This is a genomic window from Flavobacterium enshiense DK69 (genome assembly GCF_000498495.1).
In the GTDB taxonomy this organism is placed as follows: domain Bacteria; phylum Bacteroidota; class Bacteroidia; order Flavobacteriales; family Flavobacteriaceae; genus Flavobacterium; species Flavobacterium enshiense.
The window spans coordinates 134,870-151,784 of the sequence record NZ_AVCS01000008.1 but is presented as its reverse complement, the minus strand read 5'-3'; the positions used below and the strand labels follow the sequence as shown (position 1 = coordinate 151,784).

Genomic DNA, 16,915 nt, shown 5'->3' with positions numbered 1-16,915 from the left:
TCCCAACCTCAAATGAGGCTGGGATTGTCAACTCAAAAATACCAACGGTAAGAACTATCTCCATTGATGGCTTTAGCTATTCCAGTTGTAAAACTGAATGCGTTTTCTGAGCGCTCCAAAAAGGAGTCGATATAGCTGCTTTTATTTGCTCCGGTATATAAATTAAAAAGCTTCCACAAGTTGATTTCGCCGTTTGCATTACATTTGAAATTCTCATCGTCCAAATAAGCTTTTGCCATCGCATTTACTTGACTATCGTTAAACATCATTTCAGGAATACCTGATTTTAGTTCTTTCGACAAATGTTGATAAAGCCTGCTTTTACCTATCAATTGACAAAACTGATTTTGAGTTAAATAAAGTTGCTCTAAGTCATTCATTTGCTTTAGATGAGCACTCATGTTATATGAGTTAAGAAGTCGGTAAATATGTGGTTTTAACTCTTCCAGATTGATTACCCTGACATCTAATAAAATTCCATCAGTTGAAACACATGTGTTTGTACAAACATTATTAATGAATCCAGTGAAAATCTTAAATCGCTCTACGGTTTTCTTACCGTAAAGATTTTGATTATGGAATGATCGGACACCGCCTACAACTAAAGATAAATTGTTTCCTCCTACATTCATTGTAATGCTAGGGATTTCAATGCAAAATGCTACCCTTTCCCAAAAAACGGTTTGTTCATGAGGCAGGAGTTCTGTTATAGGTTTATTCAATGCTTCCTGAATACGCCCAAGGATTTTATGTGAAACTCTAATTTCAGGACTTAAAACAGTTTCACCTTTGTAGAAATCAGAAACACACTCTGTTACTGCTTGTATAAAGTCATAATGACTAATTGTAACAGAATTACACTTCGTAAAAACTGGAGTGATGCATTCATCTCTAAGATGTGATATTGAAACTGATACACAGTTCGCCTCAATAAAAGAAGACTTAGCCTTGTTTTTATTTAATTCGTTCAAACCAGGAGCACCAGAATTATGCAAATCTATGGAAGCCATTTTATTAAGCTCATAACTTTCGAGTGCTCCTGGTAATTGCGAATTTTTCTGAACCCTATTGTTTATTGGAGTAAGCACCATTTCCATTGGATGTAATATTTGAGGTTAATTGTTTAAGTAAATTTCTCTTTTCAACAAAATCATGTTCAATGGTTTTTGCCAAATCTGGATTTGCATTAAACAGTTCTGTTAGCTCCTGCATGTTATTACATTCAGTTACCTTCTGCTTTAACTCAGCTTTTGTCATAGTGCTATTACACCATTCCAAAATGCGCTTTCCAGTTTGAGAATTTATGATAAATTGAGGTTTTCCCTCAAACAAAAGTGTTCTGTCTTTTGAGGAAACAGCATAATGCTTACTGTCAACATCAAATACAATAGTAAACTCATAGCTTATCTCATCCCTCTGAATAGCTTTCAAACCTACTTTTTCAGGCACCATTTTACCATTCCTTTCACTTAGCACATAATCTTGTTTTACCCTCATGGTGGCAATGATATGAACATTACTCTGCAGAATCTTATCCACAAATGCTTTCTGCATAGGAGTAATTTTAGCCCAGTTAGTAAACGAGTTACCAGGAAGCGAGGAATGATAATCAAGTAGATAATCCCAAGCGTGGCTAATGGAATCTAAAATAATAACTTCCATTCCAGCATTAATACAAACATCAATAGCCTGAATATATCTTTCAGGTGAATGTGGATTGTCTAAATTCAATACATTATAGCTTCCTAAATGAGAGTACAGGTTTGAACTGCCTGTTTCTGTGTCAATAATAGCTACTTTACTTAAGTTGCCATCTGTGAGCCCTTGTGCTAATAATAAAGCACTCATTGTTTTACCTGACCCACTTGGTCCCTGAAGTGCCATTTTTATCTTGGCTTTACTTCTTTCTGATTTTTTTAATTCCATAAATTTTGACTGTTAATTATGTATTTTTCTTATGATTCTTAATGATTTAAAATAAAAAAGGTTAACTTCAATATGAACTTAACCTTAGCAATCCGATTTTTTTAGAGATTATAAATCAATAAACTTTCTGTTTTCTCTGTCCAAATCTTCATTTGAAAACTCTTTTAGATAATTCATCGTAACGCTCACATCTGCATGCCCCATCATTTCCGAGATCTTTTCTATAGAAGTTCCTTTCATTTTCAAAATCGTTGCAAAACTATGTCTGGCAACGTACGAGGTCAATTTAGTTTCAACACCAGCTATTTTAGCAATTTCTTTGAGCCCTAAATTATACGCTTTCAATACTTTTTGTTTTCTGTTATGAATTTGATTTGGCGTTAACTGTTCTTGCAAAAGAATTGGAAACACATACTGTGTTGGTCTATTTTGGCCTTTGTAAAAGACTAAAATATTTTGAACATTTTCTATAATCTCTATATTGAATCTCCCTTTTGTTTTTGACCGCGTATAATAGATTCTATTATTTCGAATATCCATCCATTTTAAAGTCATCATATCCTTAAAATTCATTCCCCGTGTATATATTGAAAACATGAAATAGTTGTAAGCGTCCATTAAATGCGGATGTTTACTCAAATCCATATCTCTAATTTTCTTAAACTCTTCAACAGTTAAAGCTCTTTTAGATATATTAGATTTTAATTTTGAAACTTTGTACTCTTCAAAAGGATAAGGTTCCTTCGGTATCAGTTTTCTACTTCTAGCCTTATTAAATAAAGCTTTAAGTTCTCTCATTTTAAAGGCAACTCCCCCATTTTGATTGCCATTCTGTTTTAGAAAAACTTCATATTTTTCCAAAAAAGCAGGAGTTATATCCTTAAATTTAAGTTTCTTCCCTTTGAATTTAATTATTGAATCTCTCGTGCTTTGATATGCCTTTGCATTACTAATCCTTCCTGCACTATTCATCTCGCCAATAATTTCATCAAAGAAGTCTACCACATTTACTTCTCGCTCTTTCTTTACTCCTCGAAAAAGCTTTTCGAATTCATCTAATGTAAAGTCAGTCTGTGTTATTTGAGATTCACGAATGATTTCTAAAGCTCTTGACTTTAACTTCAAAAGCATTTCATTCTCTAATTGGTAGTTCGGATGCTGTTTTGTGAATGTTTCGTTCACGAAACATTTTGCTTGACATTGTAAGCCCACACTAATTTTCTTCTGTTCTCTATCTTTCAATATTCTAAGGTATATTGCATGGTTACCATTAGACAAAGGTTTCCCATCAAGCACCATTTTTATTGTTGCCTTTATCATAATTCTAATACTTTAATAGTGAATAAAACTGCCCCAGAATTGAGGCTGTATTACAGTAATTACAGTAATTACAGAGTTACATTATAATTTTTTAAACTCTCCTCTTTTGATTTTTTTAATGAATCGCTTATTTCGAAACTGGACTAACTTATCGTCAATTGTCCTTTGAAGTATGCCCATTTTTTCTCCAACTTCAACAGCCTCTTTTCTTGTAAAAGTGTCTTTCAATTGATCTAAGATTTCTTCATCCTGACTAGATAAGCCACATGTTTCAATTGTATTATAGGTATATTGACTATGTCCCAACACGATTTCCATTAACTCAAATGCAACTGCGAAATCTATATCATCGCAAAAAACCTTTTCCTTTTCGTGAATATCTTCCGTTCCTCTTAAAACAGTCAATATCATAGCTAACCGATATAACATAAGCCCATGTCTATGAACAATAGAAACAAACCCTGGTGAATGATTCACAATTACATCATTTCTAATTATATCCATTTTCTCCTTAAACATTTTTTTTTGATTTTCTGTAAATAAAAATTCTATTGGCTTTTGAAGTCTAATAAGTTTATAATAAAGATCAAAAATTCTCATTCCCATGTTTTCAAAAGCCAACTGGACCTCTGTTGTTTCTTGTGAAAAAACATCTTTAAAAAATGGACTAATTTCATCAAAATTATAGACCATAAATCTGGAGTACAATCCGTTCTCTTTAGACTTAATAAGAGGCTGCAATTGATCTGGAGTTCCTGAAATTAACACAGCTAATTTTGGCTCTTTTATATATTTGAAAAGCTTATCAATTTTCCTACTAATAGATATTGGTTCATGATGGAAGGCTTTCCGAAGTACATCTGAGTAATTACTCCAATCATTCTTCAACATAATGCTGATTGTATCTGCCTCTGATTCTATAATAATCAACCCATGATTACTACAATCCAAAAAAGAGTACATCTCGGATGTGCTAATATTTGCAGGCAAAATTTTCACAATTACTACAGGATATTCTTCACTAACCTTTTCCTTTGCTACCTTTTTTCGATTTTCATATTCTTTAAATTTTTGCAAAGTATCCTTAAAAACTTTATCATGAATCTTTTCAATAAGTATTCTCGATTTATTCATCACCCCTTTACCTGAAGCCGCAGGAGCAATAATAACAAGATACAAATGTGGATAAACATTATTCCCATCATAGACCCCATAAACATTCGGGAAACAATTACTTAATACTGTTAAGCTTGACAACAAAACGATATCTTTTTCTCTCCCTCCAAAATATTTAGTAAGCTCCTGAAGCTCAGCTGGAAGCTTACTGTACACTTCTTCACTAATCGATCTTCTTTCCATTGTAATTTCTTCTTAAATGGTTTGAAATTTCACCCTCTAACTCTTGTTCACAATTTGATGAATTCTGTAACATCCAATTATCCAAATCTTTCTTCTGAAAATAAATTTTACCCCCATTTGGTTTGGTAAACACTATTATTCTTTTTGAAGTTAACTTGTATAAAAATGACTTCGAAACATCTAAGTAAACCAAAGCTTCTTTGAAGCTCAATATCTCTTTTTGGGATATTATTTGAACCGTGTGAAGATTTTTTTCTGATTTTAATACATTCATCTTTCTTCTTTTATGAACCTGATTTTTTACACTTGCAGGTTCAGGTTTTCAGAGGCAAAGATTAAATTAGAAGTATTGTAGAGGAAGTTTTTAATTTGTAGAAGAATACAAATTTTGTAGAAATAATGTAGATGCTTAAAAACGCAATTATTCTATGTGTTTTTTTATTATTTCCGGTATAAAAGAATGTGGATAAATCCTTGGTTTTGTGCCAAACTGGCTTTCGATAGATTTTAAACTGGTATTTTTAAAATTTTCAAAAACTAATTTAATAAAATCATAGAAATATACTCGTTTCCTTTTTGTAGTGTAAAGTTCTCTATGTAAAACTGCGAAAGTAAACCGAATTAATTCATTCGGTAACTTTGGTTTTAACTGCTTTGTGATTTCTGGAATTTGTTCCTGTTCAATTAGGTATGTTGTATATTCCATAAGTTGGTTGAAATCTTCTGCACTGAGGATTGTTTCTCGTTTTTCATTTTCACCCTTCATATAATCCAAAACCTCATGGATTATTTCTCTATCTGTTTTGAGTATAAATGAACCTTGCTGATCTGAAGAGGGCTCAAATTGAATTCCATCTTCATTTAACTCAAATTTTTCCATGTCAGGATACAGCAGTATATCATTGATAAATTCTACCAACCCTCTTAGTGGCAATAAAAGGCAAGGATATCTGTTTATTAAATCGGCATTTTTGAATATAATATTTTGTATGGTATTGAACTGAATATTTAAATAATTTCGATTTTGATGTGGCTCATTTTTTATATAAGAGTTTTTCATCAGTTCTTTTGAAACCTCAAGCTTCCTTAACAGTAGACTAGTTAATTCACGTTCTACTGTTGTTACTCCTTTTGTAACATTTCCAAATTCGTCTCTTTCCTCATAAAATATATCATTTGGAAGTTCTATGATGTAAGATATATAGTTGGAAAAATGAAGATTGTAATCTAATATTTTTTTTATGCGTACCTCATCATTGATACTTTCGAAAAAATATAACGGATTCTCTAAAGTGCTTTTCATTTAGTAAAAATACAAAATGTTGCAGGTATGTTGCAGGGAAAATAAAAAAGCACCTACAGTAAATCTGTAAGTGCCTTATTTTTCTTGGTGGAGAAGATGGGGCTCGAACCCACGACCTCTTGACTGCCAGTCAAGCACTCTAGCCAACTGAGCTACATCCCCAATATTTTAAGCTCGCTTGTCTATAAAAGTTATAGGTTTACGGCTTTCTGGTGCAAATATAATATTATTTAGTATATCTTTTGCAACAAATTCAACTTTTGGCGAAACGCGCAACTTTGCCCTGAAATGATCTTTTATATGATTCAACAATTCTTCTGAAGGATTATTAGAAGCTATACGAATCAAAATCTCATCCGTCCCAAGCTCGTTGGAGGAAATCTCTATCAAATGGCTTTGAACACCTTCGAAATAAGTCAGCAGATCATGCATGGCCGGCGGATAAAGTGTCGTTCCTTTGTATTTTATCATGTGTTGCTTGCGGCCAATTACCGGACCAACCCGTGGTGTATTTTTTCCGCAGGCACACGGTGATGTATGCAGTTTAACGATATCGCCCGTTTTAAAACGCAATAACGGCATAGCCTCTACACCTAAAGTCGTAATGGTCAACTCTCCGCTTTCCCCTTCCGCTACCGGGTTGTCGTTATCATCTAAAACTTCGGTGATGATCAGTTCCGGATGCTGATGCCCTCCCTGAAAATACTCGCATTCCGTAAAAGCGGTACTCATCTCCGTTGAAGCATAAGTCGAAAACAACTGCAGATCCCATTTTGAAGTGATTTTTTCAGCTAAAACCGTAGGGGAAAAATCCTGATTGCGCAATGATTCACCAATGCAAATCACACCTTTTACGCTTGAAGCATTATAGTCAATCCCTCTATTTTCGGCATATTCAATCATTTTCAACAAAAAAGAAGGAACAGCTATCAAATACTTGGGTTTGTATTTCAGAATCGAATCCCATTGCAATTCGGGTATGCCGGCTCCAACCCTGATAATGCCTGCCCCCAGTTTTCGCAAACCCAGAAAATACGCAAGACCTGCCATAAACCTTCTGTCCAACGTTGTCATCAACTGCACCACATCCCCTTTTTGAATACCGGCACAAGCAAACGAAATAGCTTCATTATAAGCCAATCGGTCCAAATCCTTATCGGTCAAACCAAATGTAACCGGACTGCCCAATGTTCCGGAGGTTGTTGCATAGTCTATAATTTCATGCATGGGCACACAAAAAAAGGCCTCATTATCTACCTGAAGATCTGTTTTAGAAGTAGTGGGTAGCTGCTGTAAATCTTTGATAGTTTTTACAGACTTAATATTAATTTTTTCACGAGTGAACAGCGCCTTGTAATAAGGTGATTTTTCACTTAAATACGCTAGTGTTTCCTGCAACTTTTGTTCCTGAAGCGCATTAATTTCCTGCGATGTTGCTTTTTCTATTGCTGGTATCATCAGCGTTTATTATTTATTTTTCTCAGATAGTCTTCTATAAGTAACCGATCTGGGACAGTTGTAATTTCTTTGGCAAGGGCTTTTTCAAATTCTATTTTAGCAGCTGCATCCCATCCCTTTTCATAATAGTATTTTCCCGTTTTAAAGTACACACGCCAAAAATCAGGGTTGTTATTCTGATAGTCTTTAATAAAACCGGCGCTTAACTTAACATCTTCTTTAATGGCTTCATCAATAACTCTGTCCTGGCACCTGAATTCTTCATAATTACGATAAGCTGCTGTGCTTAAAAAAGGGTCTTTCGGAATGTTAGCCGAATCTGTCCCTAAAACCATAAAATCATTCCCTTTTTTACTGAAAATCGCTTTGAGATCATAGGCCACAAATTCACCCAATTGATAAGGATTTGATGACACCCACGCCATTCTGCTTTCAGGCTTAAAAATAACACTGTGATGTGTCAATAGCTGGTTTACCGATTTTTCATTGCCATAACCTAGCTGAGTATTTTTCAACCCTTGTGTATTCCGAAGTATTTCAGCCATTTTTTGGGGATCCATTTTGTCTTTCTCGGCCAATAATTCCAGCATCCGATCGAAACGGTATTTGGAATGGCTTTCGACAATATGTTCCTTATTTCGTTCGTCTGATTGGTAGGCATCACTCTGAAAATGATTGGAGCAAACCAACTGGTTACTGTTTACTACTTCATAAACACCAAATTTTTCAGGAGAAACCTCTATCAAAACCGCTTTTTTATCATGCGCACTGCCTATCATTATGGATTCAGACACAAAAACGGCTCTATTTTTAGCAATGGCAATCGCTTCATCGATAGTTGAGGCATATTGCAAAATCTCTCTCGCCACAATAGAAATAGGTGTTTTTGCGACAAAAGGAATTTCCGATTTCCCTGAATTTATAGTTACAGTTAACCCTTCGAGATTCATGCCTGAAACAACTCCTATCATGCCTCCCCAGGTAACCGACATAAACGGATGACCCTTTTCTGGCCTTACAAAAGCGACAATTTTATCCTGAGCAAATTCATCACCTGCATAAAAATCGAAATTTCTTCCGATTAACAATTCGCCATCAGTGGTTTTATCTCCCCAGGCAGCCATTGATGAACATCCCACCAAAGCCAAATCCTGCAAAGCATGTCCGATATCATGGGCCGCATGAAGATACAGTGAACGCAAATAATTGGGAGCGATAAACTGGTAATCGTCAGAATTATATCGGGAAACACCATAAATTTCAGTTTGGTATTCTTCCGGAACATTGAGATACAATTTTCGATTGTACCATTTCAGAAAATTCCGCAATATTCTTTGCTTAAATTTAGACGGAATGATATCTTTAATTTTGGTGAAAAATACACGTTCCTGTTTTTTTATCAATGTATCACTAAGAGCACCATTTATAAGTCCAAGCTGAAGTGCATCTCCGGAAACATACAATTCCCAAAGCTGTTGTTTGTTCTTAATAAGATAATTGGTTCCCGAAGAAAAAAGGGTATCCGAATATTTTGTCACTACCGGTTTTTCCTGATTATATCCTTCAGTAATGGGCTGGTGATGAACCGACTTATACGTACCACAGGAAAACAGGCAAAAAGCCAGCCCTATAAAAAGCAATATTTGAATCCTTTTTTTCATATTACTGTTCCAGCTCGCGGTTAATTTTATCTATAAGATAATCGTCTCCCAAAATTTCCGAACAAGTAGCAACAGCACCGATAGTTACTCCCAAAACGCCATGCATATTGACACTTTGCCCTGTCATAAAAAGGTTTTCAATTTTGGTTTTTGGCGAAATGAAGGTTTTCATCGGATTACTCGAATCTTTGACATAACCATATAAATTTCCTTTATACCCTCCGATATAATCCCGATAGGAAAGCGGAGTAGATGTGTGTACCGATAGAATGCAATCGCGTATCCCGGGAAATTTTTTCTCAATTTCGGCAATAAAAACTTCAGCCTTTTCTCTTTTATATTCTTCATACGAAGCGCCGCGGTCTCCTTTCTGAGAAACCGTATTTTGCGTGTCTTCCCATTCTGAAAATTCCTCAAATTTCAGATAGGTGATTGCCGTAAGGCTCTCGGCCCAAACCTGATTCTCCTCAGACACATTCATAGAGGCCATATATGCCTCAGGCCAGGAAGCTTCGGTGTATTCATTCGCGTTCCAAATCCGGCTGCTGTCTCTGAAATGATAATAATTATGGTTCAGATAAGGAAAACATTCCGGTTTAAAAACAATATACAAACTAAAAGCCGAAGGCAGCACCTCCAAACTCTGAATCCTGCTGTAATAGGATTTTCTGAACTTATCCTCACCTATCATTTTGAGGGTCGTTTTCGGTTCTATATTGGAAATAAAAATATCACCAAAAAATTCTTCCCCATTTCGCGTTTTTACAGAAGCCAGCTTATCCTCTTCAAAATCAAATGCAACTACTTCCCTGTGTTTATATACTTCGCCTCCATATTTTCGGAGTTGTTTGATCAACTGTTTTGTAATTTGACTTCCCCCATTTATACAACGCCATGAACTTTGAATATATGAATTTACAGAAAGCGCATGAACGTAAAACGGTGTCTTGTCAGCAATCCCGGCATATAAAAAATTAGATCCTGCCAAAACCGCTTTCAGCTTTTCATTATCCGTTAATTCATCCAGATATGCTTTTGCGTTAATAGACAAGATTTCGTTTTGATACCCTCCGCCCCGCTTTAAATTATACAATGGAAATGAGTCACAGGTATAAATCAGTTTTTCACAATACGCTCGGATGGTCTTTTCTTCATCTGGAAAATAGACCAACAATTGCCGGATAAAATTCTCGTACCCTTGCGCATGTGGGTATTCGGCCCCATCTTCTCCAAAAGAAATAATATCGAACCCATCCTCATCCATCTTTTTTAGTTTAAGATGATCCATGATGCCAATGTAGGAAAAATATCTATAAAGATTTTGGCCTTTTTCTAATCCTCCTATATAGTGAATTCCGGTATCAAAGATTCTTTTTTCACGTACGAATGTCTGCAGATTGCCCCCGTACTGGTTGTTCTTTTCCAGTACGCAGACGCTTTTTCCCTCCTTTGCAAGGATAATAGCCGAAACCAATCCTCCCAAACCGCTGCCAACAATTACTATGTCGTACTTTTTATTCACTTTTTATTTCTTTAAAACCAATAAACCCTCTTCCTTACCGTTTACTTCAAAACCCTGATCTACAAAATGGTTTTTCAATTCAAAATTATCAATTAAAACGATTTGATTTACATTGTTCAGTTCCATTTGCTTTACAAAATCTGAGTGTTGGGCTGAAACCAATAAAACATCGGCTTTCTTATTATTTTCCGAAACCGACTCTAAATAAGTAAGTCGTCGCTTTTTCAAAATATAATTTGACGAAGCAATATCTCTTTTCTCCGGATCCAGCATAAAACTCTCGACTTTTCTTTTTGGCTGCTGAAGAACCAACAAAGCGTCCAATTGTCCGAAATCATCAGCTATATGCAAAATTTTCGCATCATCCTTCAGTACCTGATTCAGTCGGAAGTATAATGATTTTCTCTGCGCGAAATCGGATTTCACGGCTTCAATCACATCTCGTTCCTTATAGAGGAAACTGAGCAGCAACTTGTTTTTGAAATAGTTTTCATCTTCCAAATCCTTTCTTAAAAGAGCGTATTCTTCCCTGAAATGTTTGTTTATTTTTTTGGTGCGTTCCGAATAATTCAACCCGAAAGAAGTGTCATCGGCTTTGATTCGTTTGCCGATTACCACCGAGATGCTTTCATCGTAAATAATGTGATCGCCTTTAGGCAAAGTCTCTGCATTTCCGTGAATATATACGGGAAGCACATCCAGATTAAAATGTTCTGCAAGATAAAAAGCCCCTTTGTGAAAACGGTTGATTACGCCGTCCTCCGAACGTGAGCCTTCCGGAAAAACCATTAGTGAATAACCTTGTTCCACTTTCTCCCTCAAATGTTCTACACTGCCTTCGACACCTTGTGAAACCGGATAATAACCCGCCAATTTCACGACGCGTCCGAAAATAGGCGAATTGTAAACCCAGTCATTGACCAGATAAATGATTTTCGGGGTAACCATACCAACAGCCAGCGTATCTAAAAAGGAAGTGTGGTTGGAAATAATTACCGAAGGCTTATCAAACCTTTCTCCGTGCCTGTTGATAATCTCTTTTTTCACAAATGGATTGGAATACAAAACCGATTTCATAAATTTTGAAATGATTATTCGGAACCACATCATTTTCACTTCTTTCTTAACAGGCAAGATTTTCAACAGCATTTTTCCCGTAAATGAAAAAAAGAGTCCGCCCAATCCGTAATAAAGAAATGAAAGCGTGGAATGCAGCAGCAACCTTAATGATATCGGCGATTTCCCTTTTTTGGTCCTGTTTATAAAACAGATTCTGAATAAAATCGGATAGAAAATAAAGGTAATCAACAGGGCCGCAAAAACCCCGATTAACGAAACCGACGAAATCGATTTTAATGCCGGATGCTCTGCAAAAATTAAAGCTCCGATGGCCAGGATGGTCGTTAAGGCAGCCAATATAATGGAAGTCCTGTAGGTCGGCATTTCATCTTTTCCGGTGGTGTATTCCTTTTGCAGTGCGCTGGTCATGAAAATACTGAAATCGACGCCGTGACCAAAAATAAGCGTACATACGATGGTACTGAAAATATTCAGTTGAATACCAAAAATCCCCATTACCCCAGCAGTAACCAACCCGGTAATCACAATTGGAATCGTGCTGACAATTACCAGTTCGATTCGCCGGAAAAACACAAACAATATGAGGATTACCGCTACGAAAGAATAGTTTATCAAATCATTGAAATCGTCGCGGAGTTTTCCTAAAAAGGTTTCGTTCATTTGCTGCCTGTCTATAGCCAGTACGTTTTTCTCTTTTGAAATCTTCCGCACAAAAGCATCACGCTGTTCATTGGAGACTTTTACAACCGATGAAATCGTATAAAAACCATTTTTAGAAGCGACAAATTCATCTAAAAACAAGGCTTTCACTTTTGCATAGGTTTCGAACCCAATAGGCGCGAAATCGCTTTGCAGCAAATCATAAAACGTTTGATGGGATTGCGGTTTAAATCCGATGGCACTCCCTGCCGATATCAAATTATGCTGAAGGGCTTCCTTTTTTTCAGGTGTCCAGAACGCGTTCCATTTTGCAATTTTCTGTTGCTGCATTTCCTTTGAAAGCACTACGCCGCCAATGGAACTGAAATTCAGGATCGTATTATTCTTTTTATCCGACGCTAAAGTATTGAACAGTGAATTGGCATTAGAAAGCGCTTCTTCAGCCGAGTTGCCATAAGACGCCAGATAGATGGATTTCGACGTTAAATTGGTCGCTTTTTCCAACTTGGCTTCGGCTTTTTTAATTTCGGTTGGAACAAAATTCAATTCCGAAAGGTTGTTGTTGAACTTTACTTTACCGAAAGTAAAAAGGCTGACAATGATAACAACTACACTCGAAATGATCAGAAATTTATTCCGTTCAAATGAGAAGCCAGCCGCCTTGTCCAATATTGTTTTTCGGTCCTGTTCGCCGACTTTAGGGTAATACAAATGTGGAATAACCAGCAAAGAAAACAAGGCGGAAACGACTACACTAATCGCGGCAAAAATCCCCAGATCTTTAAGCGCCTCGGAATTCACAAACAATAAACACAAAAATGCCAAAGCGGTAGTACTGCTACTCATGATCAACGGCATGGTAATGTCTTTGTACAGTGTTTTCAAATCGCTGTTATTCTTGTAATGGGTAAGAATATGCAGGGAGTAATCGATAGTTACCCCCAGTAATACAGCGCCAACACTTAATGAAATAGCCGAAATTGTGGTTCTGATAAAATACAGGCAGGCAATGGCACACAGCACTCCGAAAATAGATGGAATAAAAATGATTACCGGCACGAGCAATTTCCTGTAAAACAGTATTAAAATCAGCATAAGGGTTCCTAAGGAGACCAGTATGGTTGTAATAATGTCCTGCTTGATCTGCTTTGCATTGGCAACAGCTATCAGGGAGGCTCCAAAATAATCGACGCTTGCTTTTTCGGCAAATTGCTTGTTTAAATTGGTTTTTATGGTAGTAAGTTTATCAACGAAAAGCGTATTTTTTTCGGTTTCGCTTCCGCTTAATTTGGGGTTGATGAACAGCAGCAGTTTCGACTCGTCTTTAGTAACCAGGAAACCATTTTTAAGTTGAAACTCGTCGCCTATACTCAACTGTTGCAGCTTTTTCAAGGCAATGAATGAAATCCCGAGAGGATCGTTTAAAATAAAATCTTTCGCTACGATTCCCGTAGGTGAAATCAGGGTACGGTAATTTTTATCGACCTGAACCTCTATGCTGTCTTTATTGAGTTTCTGCTCAATGCGATCGTAGTCTTTATCTTCAAGGAACAACGGAAGATTATTGTAAACGAAATCAAATGTTTCCTGAATATTTTCTTCATCTACTTGCCCTTGAATATCTTTTATATAGGCATTACAGGATGCCACACTGTCTAAAAAAACAGTTGCAGTTTCGGCCATATCATCTACCGTTCCGCCTTCCCCTTTCTCAATAATTACGGTGATTTTATCCGAAAAATTAAGTTGCTGTAATACTTTTGCCGTAACATCCGCTTTGTCGTTTTTCGGAATGATACGGGTAATATCTTCTTCAAATTTAATTTTGGAAGCGAAAAAACCAAAAACCAACAGAAAAGCCAATGCAATTCCAATAGCTGCCAGCTTATTTCGCTGAACAAAATGATGAATTCTTATAAAATAAATGTGCATTTAAGTCCTTGATTTTTTCGAGAGCGAAAGTAACAAATAACTTCCAACTCCGAAAAGAATTGCCATTACAGTAGCTAAAACAAAACTCCCGATTACGTACTGAATGATATGTGCTTTTACATGTTCCATTGTTATGGGACTTCCCAAAGTAAATTGGGCTTCATCACCTACAAAGAAAGCACCGGTTTGAAGTGAACCATAAATGATAAAAGGAATCATCGGGGGAATGCTCACATTGGAAAACGCGAAGGCCAATGCCTTGTTCCAACGCAACAGCACGGCTAATGAAATAACAATCAGCGTTTGAAATCCCCAAAAAGGGGCAATTCCCACAAAAACACCTAACCCAATGGAAAGGGCTTTGATGGTATACGAATCGGAACTGGCTAAAATATCCTCACGAACGAACGCCGTTATACTTTTTTTTTTAAAGCTTCTAAAAAAATCTCTCGGCTTGATGTACAAAAGGGTGATAATAACCAAAATAGTATTCAGGATACTTATTCGCGTAAAATCTTTAAAAGGACGAAAATGGGTCACCCTTTCGTTCGGATCGTATAAAATATTTATCGGAACATTCTTTACCTCGACACCATTCCAAGCGGTTCTAACAATGACTTCGATTTCAAATTCGAATTTTTTGGTAAAAAAACGTTGTGGAAGCGACTCCAGCGGATACAGGCGGTAACCGGATTGCGTGTCCTCCAGTTCGATTCCGGTCTCGAACCAAAACCAAAAATTGGAAAATTTATTTCCGAAACTGCTCTTTTTAGGTATGCCATCCTGATTCATGTTACGGTTACCGATTAACAGCACTTCTTTCTCGGAATTTTCCAGATTATCCAGAAAAACAGGTATATCACTTGGAAAATGCTGACCGTCAGAATCAATGGTAATGGCATAACGATACCCTAATTCTTTTGCCTTTCGGAAACCTTCGCGAAGAGCATTCCCTTTCCCTTGATTTTTCGCTATGTGAATTTGGATAATATTCGGATACGAACTCAAAATTTCTTTGGTGGTATCCGTTGACCCGTCATTGACAACAATGCAGTTTTGAGTGTAATTTAAAACACCGTCAATAACACGACGCAGCGTTTTATGGTTATTGTAGGTTGGAATAATAACACACAGCTTATGCTTTTCAATTCGCTCGCTTAAAGATGGATTGGCATTCATGGCGTGTTATTTTAGAATCTGCTTTTTTTCGTGTTCAGAAAAAACTGCCGATTGCTTAACGTATTTTTTTATGCATTCCTTTACCTCTTTGGATTGGTTATCAAAAGAATTAACAATCAATTTTTTATCCTCTTCAATATTCCCTTTGTACTTCAATGCTTTAGGCGTGTTTTCCTGAATACTGAGACGGATAAGGTGAATTTCGGCATTAGCCGGTTCCGATTTCAATGCTTTCTCCACAATGGTTACCCCTTCAACAAACAATTCTTTTTTTTGTTTTGCTTTGGGAACATACTTTGATTTAAGTACAATTGCGGCTCCTTTATAAGCCAGTAAGGTTGCATTATTTTTATTGTATCCGGAAAGCATTGCATGAAACTTTTCGGCATTTTGCTTTGATTTTGATGCAGCATAGTAACTTTCCCTTACCTCAGTTAGCTCTTGGGTAATCAATGAAAAAAAAACGGCTGCTATGTAAATCAGAAATTTCAAATTATGCTTTTTTATAGGTATTGGTAAGTTTTAATGCGACTGTATCATCAAAACTTGTGGTATTTTTCACTTTTATCCCGGATTCCAAATCACCTGAAATTTCTAGCTCCAATCGTAATACCGGATTGATATCCGGATTGATAAGCGCCATAAATTTCACATTGGACGAATTTGTCATAAACAAAGAACTTCCCAGGATTTCCTGAGAAAGTTCTTTAATTATCTGCATCATGCAAACTCCGGGCGTTACAGGATTTCCCGGAAAATGCCCTTTAAAAATATCGTGCTGGCGGTTTAGAGATACGACTGCATCATATTTCCCTTCCGAAACATTCTCTAATTTTTGAACGGTATAAAAATCCTTCAGTAACATAAGCCCTTATTTTTGTTTTACATCAAATGTATATGCAAGACCCACTTGGAAAACCTGATTTAGGTAAACATCGTCAATATCTCCATAGGTGTCAGTATTGCTATCAACATAATACTCACCGCCAAAAATATCGATAAATCCTTGTTTGAAACGCGCTTCGAAAGTCAGTCCATTCGGTAAAGAATATCCAACTCCTCCAACAATTCCCATATCAAACCCAATAAGGTCATCGCTAGCCCTTCCCAAATTGTCACTTACCTGAAAATCTAAAGTCGGTCCCACAACCGCTTCAAATCCGTGCCCGAAAGTAAATTTATTGATAACACTCATTGACAAATAATCCAATGAATACTTTGTTTCACTGTAAGCGTTCGCCGGATCACTTGCGATATTGTCGAATCTCTGTTTTACTATAGCACCTTGTGCAGAATAAAGTAATTCCGGTTGAAGGGTATAAATTTCAGCCAATTTAATAGCCGCAAAACCACCCACATAAAAATTGGTGCTAAAATCAGCGTTAAAGCCTGTTAATGTAGAAAAATTCGCGCCTCCCTTTAGACCTGGTTTAACAGTCACCTGAGCTGAAGCACTGGAAAAAATTAAACAACTAAAAACGGCAAATACTATATACTTTTTCATTTTTTATTTTA

14 protein-coding genes and 1 tRNA gene are annotated in these 16,915 nt (G+C 36.4%); all 15 read right to left on the bottom strand.

Translation table 11 applies throughout. The annotated features are described in order from the left end of the window. Positions 1-32: 32 nt before the first annotated feature. A complete protein-coding gene (locus FEDK69T_RS05775; RefSeq protein ID WP_051385075.1) occupies positions 33-1,097 on the bottom strand; it encodes a DUF3871 family protein in 1,065 nt (354 codons plus the stop codon). Beyond that, on the bottom strand, positions 1,066-1,926 hold the full coding sequence (locus tag FEDK69T_RS05770; protein WP_023573215.1) for an AAA family ATPase: 861 nt from the start codon (positions 1,924-1,926) through the stop codon (positions 1,066-1,068). The genes FEDK69T_RS05775 and FEDK69T_RS05770 overlap by 32 nt, the downstream gene beginning before the upstream one ends. A 108-nt stretch (positions 1,927-2,034) precedes the next feature. Then, a complete protein-coding gene (locus tag FEDK69T_RS05765; protein WP_035630241.1) occupies positions 2,035-3,246 on the bottom strand; it encodes a site-specific integrase in 1,212 nt (403 codons plus the stop codon). An 81-nt stretch (positions 3,247-3,327) separates the two neighbouring features. After that, positions 3,328-4,605, bottom strand: coding sequence for a DUF3987 domain-containing protein (locus tag FEDK69T_RS05760; RefSeq protein WP_023573213.1), 1,278 nt, complete (start codon positions 4,603-4,605; stop codon positions 3,328-3,330). Further along, positions 4,586-4,879 (bottom strand): helix-turn-helix domain-containing protein, encoded by a 294-nt coding sequence (locus FEDK69T_RS05755; protein WP_035630242.1) that lies wholly within the window; start codon positions 4,877-4,879, stop codon positions 4,586-4,588. Before FEDK69T_RS05755 ends, FEDK69T_RS05760 begins: the two co-directional genes overlap by 20 nt. Before the next feature lie 147 nt (positions 4,880-5,026). Continuing rightward, entirely contained in the window at positions 5,027-5,908 is an 882-nt protein-coding gene (locus tag FEDK69T_RS05750; protein WP_023573212.1) for a hypothetical protein, read from the bottom strand. A gap of 85 nt (positions 5,909-5,993) precedes the next feature. Then, a tRNA-Ala gene (locus FEDK69T_RS05745) sits at positions 5,994-6,070 on the bottom strand. A 6-nt stretch (positions 6,071-6,076) separates the two neighbouring features. Further along, positions 6,077-7,366, bottom strand: a complete 1,290-nt coding sequence (locus FEDK69T_RS05740) for a phenylacetate--CoA ligase family protein (RefSeq protein WP_035630244.1) — start codon at positions 7,364-7,366, stop codon at positions 6,077-6,079. Beyond that, positions 7,366-9,027: a C45 family autoproteolytic acyltransferase/hydolase gene (locus FEDK69T_RS05735; protein ID WP_023573210.1), complete on the bottom strand. Its 1,662-nt coding sequence runs from the start codon at positions 9,025-9,027 to the stop codon at positions 7,366-7,368. Before FEDK69T_RS05735 ends, FEDK69T_RS05740 begins: the two co-directional genes overlap by 1 nt. 1 nt (position 9,028) lies before the next feature. Further along, positions 9,029-10,549 carry a phytoene desaturase family protein gene (locus tag FEDK69T_RS05730; protein ID WP_023573209.1) on the bottom strand — a complete coding sequence of 507 codons (1,521 nt, stop codon included), beginning with the start codon at positions 10,547-10,549 and terminating at the stop codon, positions 9,029-9,031. Positions 10,550-10,552: 3 nt separating this feature from the next. Then, the gene (locus FEDK69T_RS05725) at positions 10,553-14,221 is read right to left on the bottom strand and encodes an MMPL family transporter (RefSeq protein WP_023573208.1); all 3,669 of its coding nucleotides are present in this window, start codon (positions 14,219-14,221) and stop codon (positions 10,553-10,555) included. Beyond that, positions 14,222-15,400, bottom strand: a complete 1,179-nt coding sequence (locus FEDK69T_RS05720) for a DUF2062 domain-containing protein (RefSeq protein WP_023573207.1) — start codon at positions 15,398-15,400, stop codon at positions 14,222-14,224. Between the two features lie 6 nt (positions 15,401-15,406). Continuing rightward, positions 15,407-15,892 carry a hypothetical protein gene (locus tag FEDK69T_RS05715; protein WP_023573206.1) on the bottom strand — a complete coding sequence of 162 codons (486 nt, stop codon included), beginning with the start codon at positions 15,890-15,892 and terminating at the stop codon, positions 15,407-15,409. A 1-nt stretch (position 15,893) separates the two neighbouring features. Continuing rightward, a complete protein-coding gene (locus FEDK69T_RS05710) occupies positions 15,894-16,265 on the bottom strand; it encodes a hotdog family protein (protein ID WP_023573205.1) in 372 nt (123 codons plus the stop codon). Positions 16,266-16,271: 6 nt separating this feature from the next. After that, positions 16,272-16,904 carry a porin family protein gene (locus FEDK69T_RS05705; protein ID WP_023573204.1) on the bottom strand — a complete coding sequence of 211 codons (633 nt, stop codon included), beginning with the start codon at positions 16,902-16,904 and terminating at the stop codon, positions 16,272-16,274. Between the last annotated feature and the right edge of the window lie 11 nt (positions 16,905-16,915).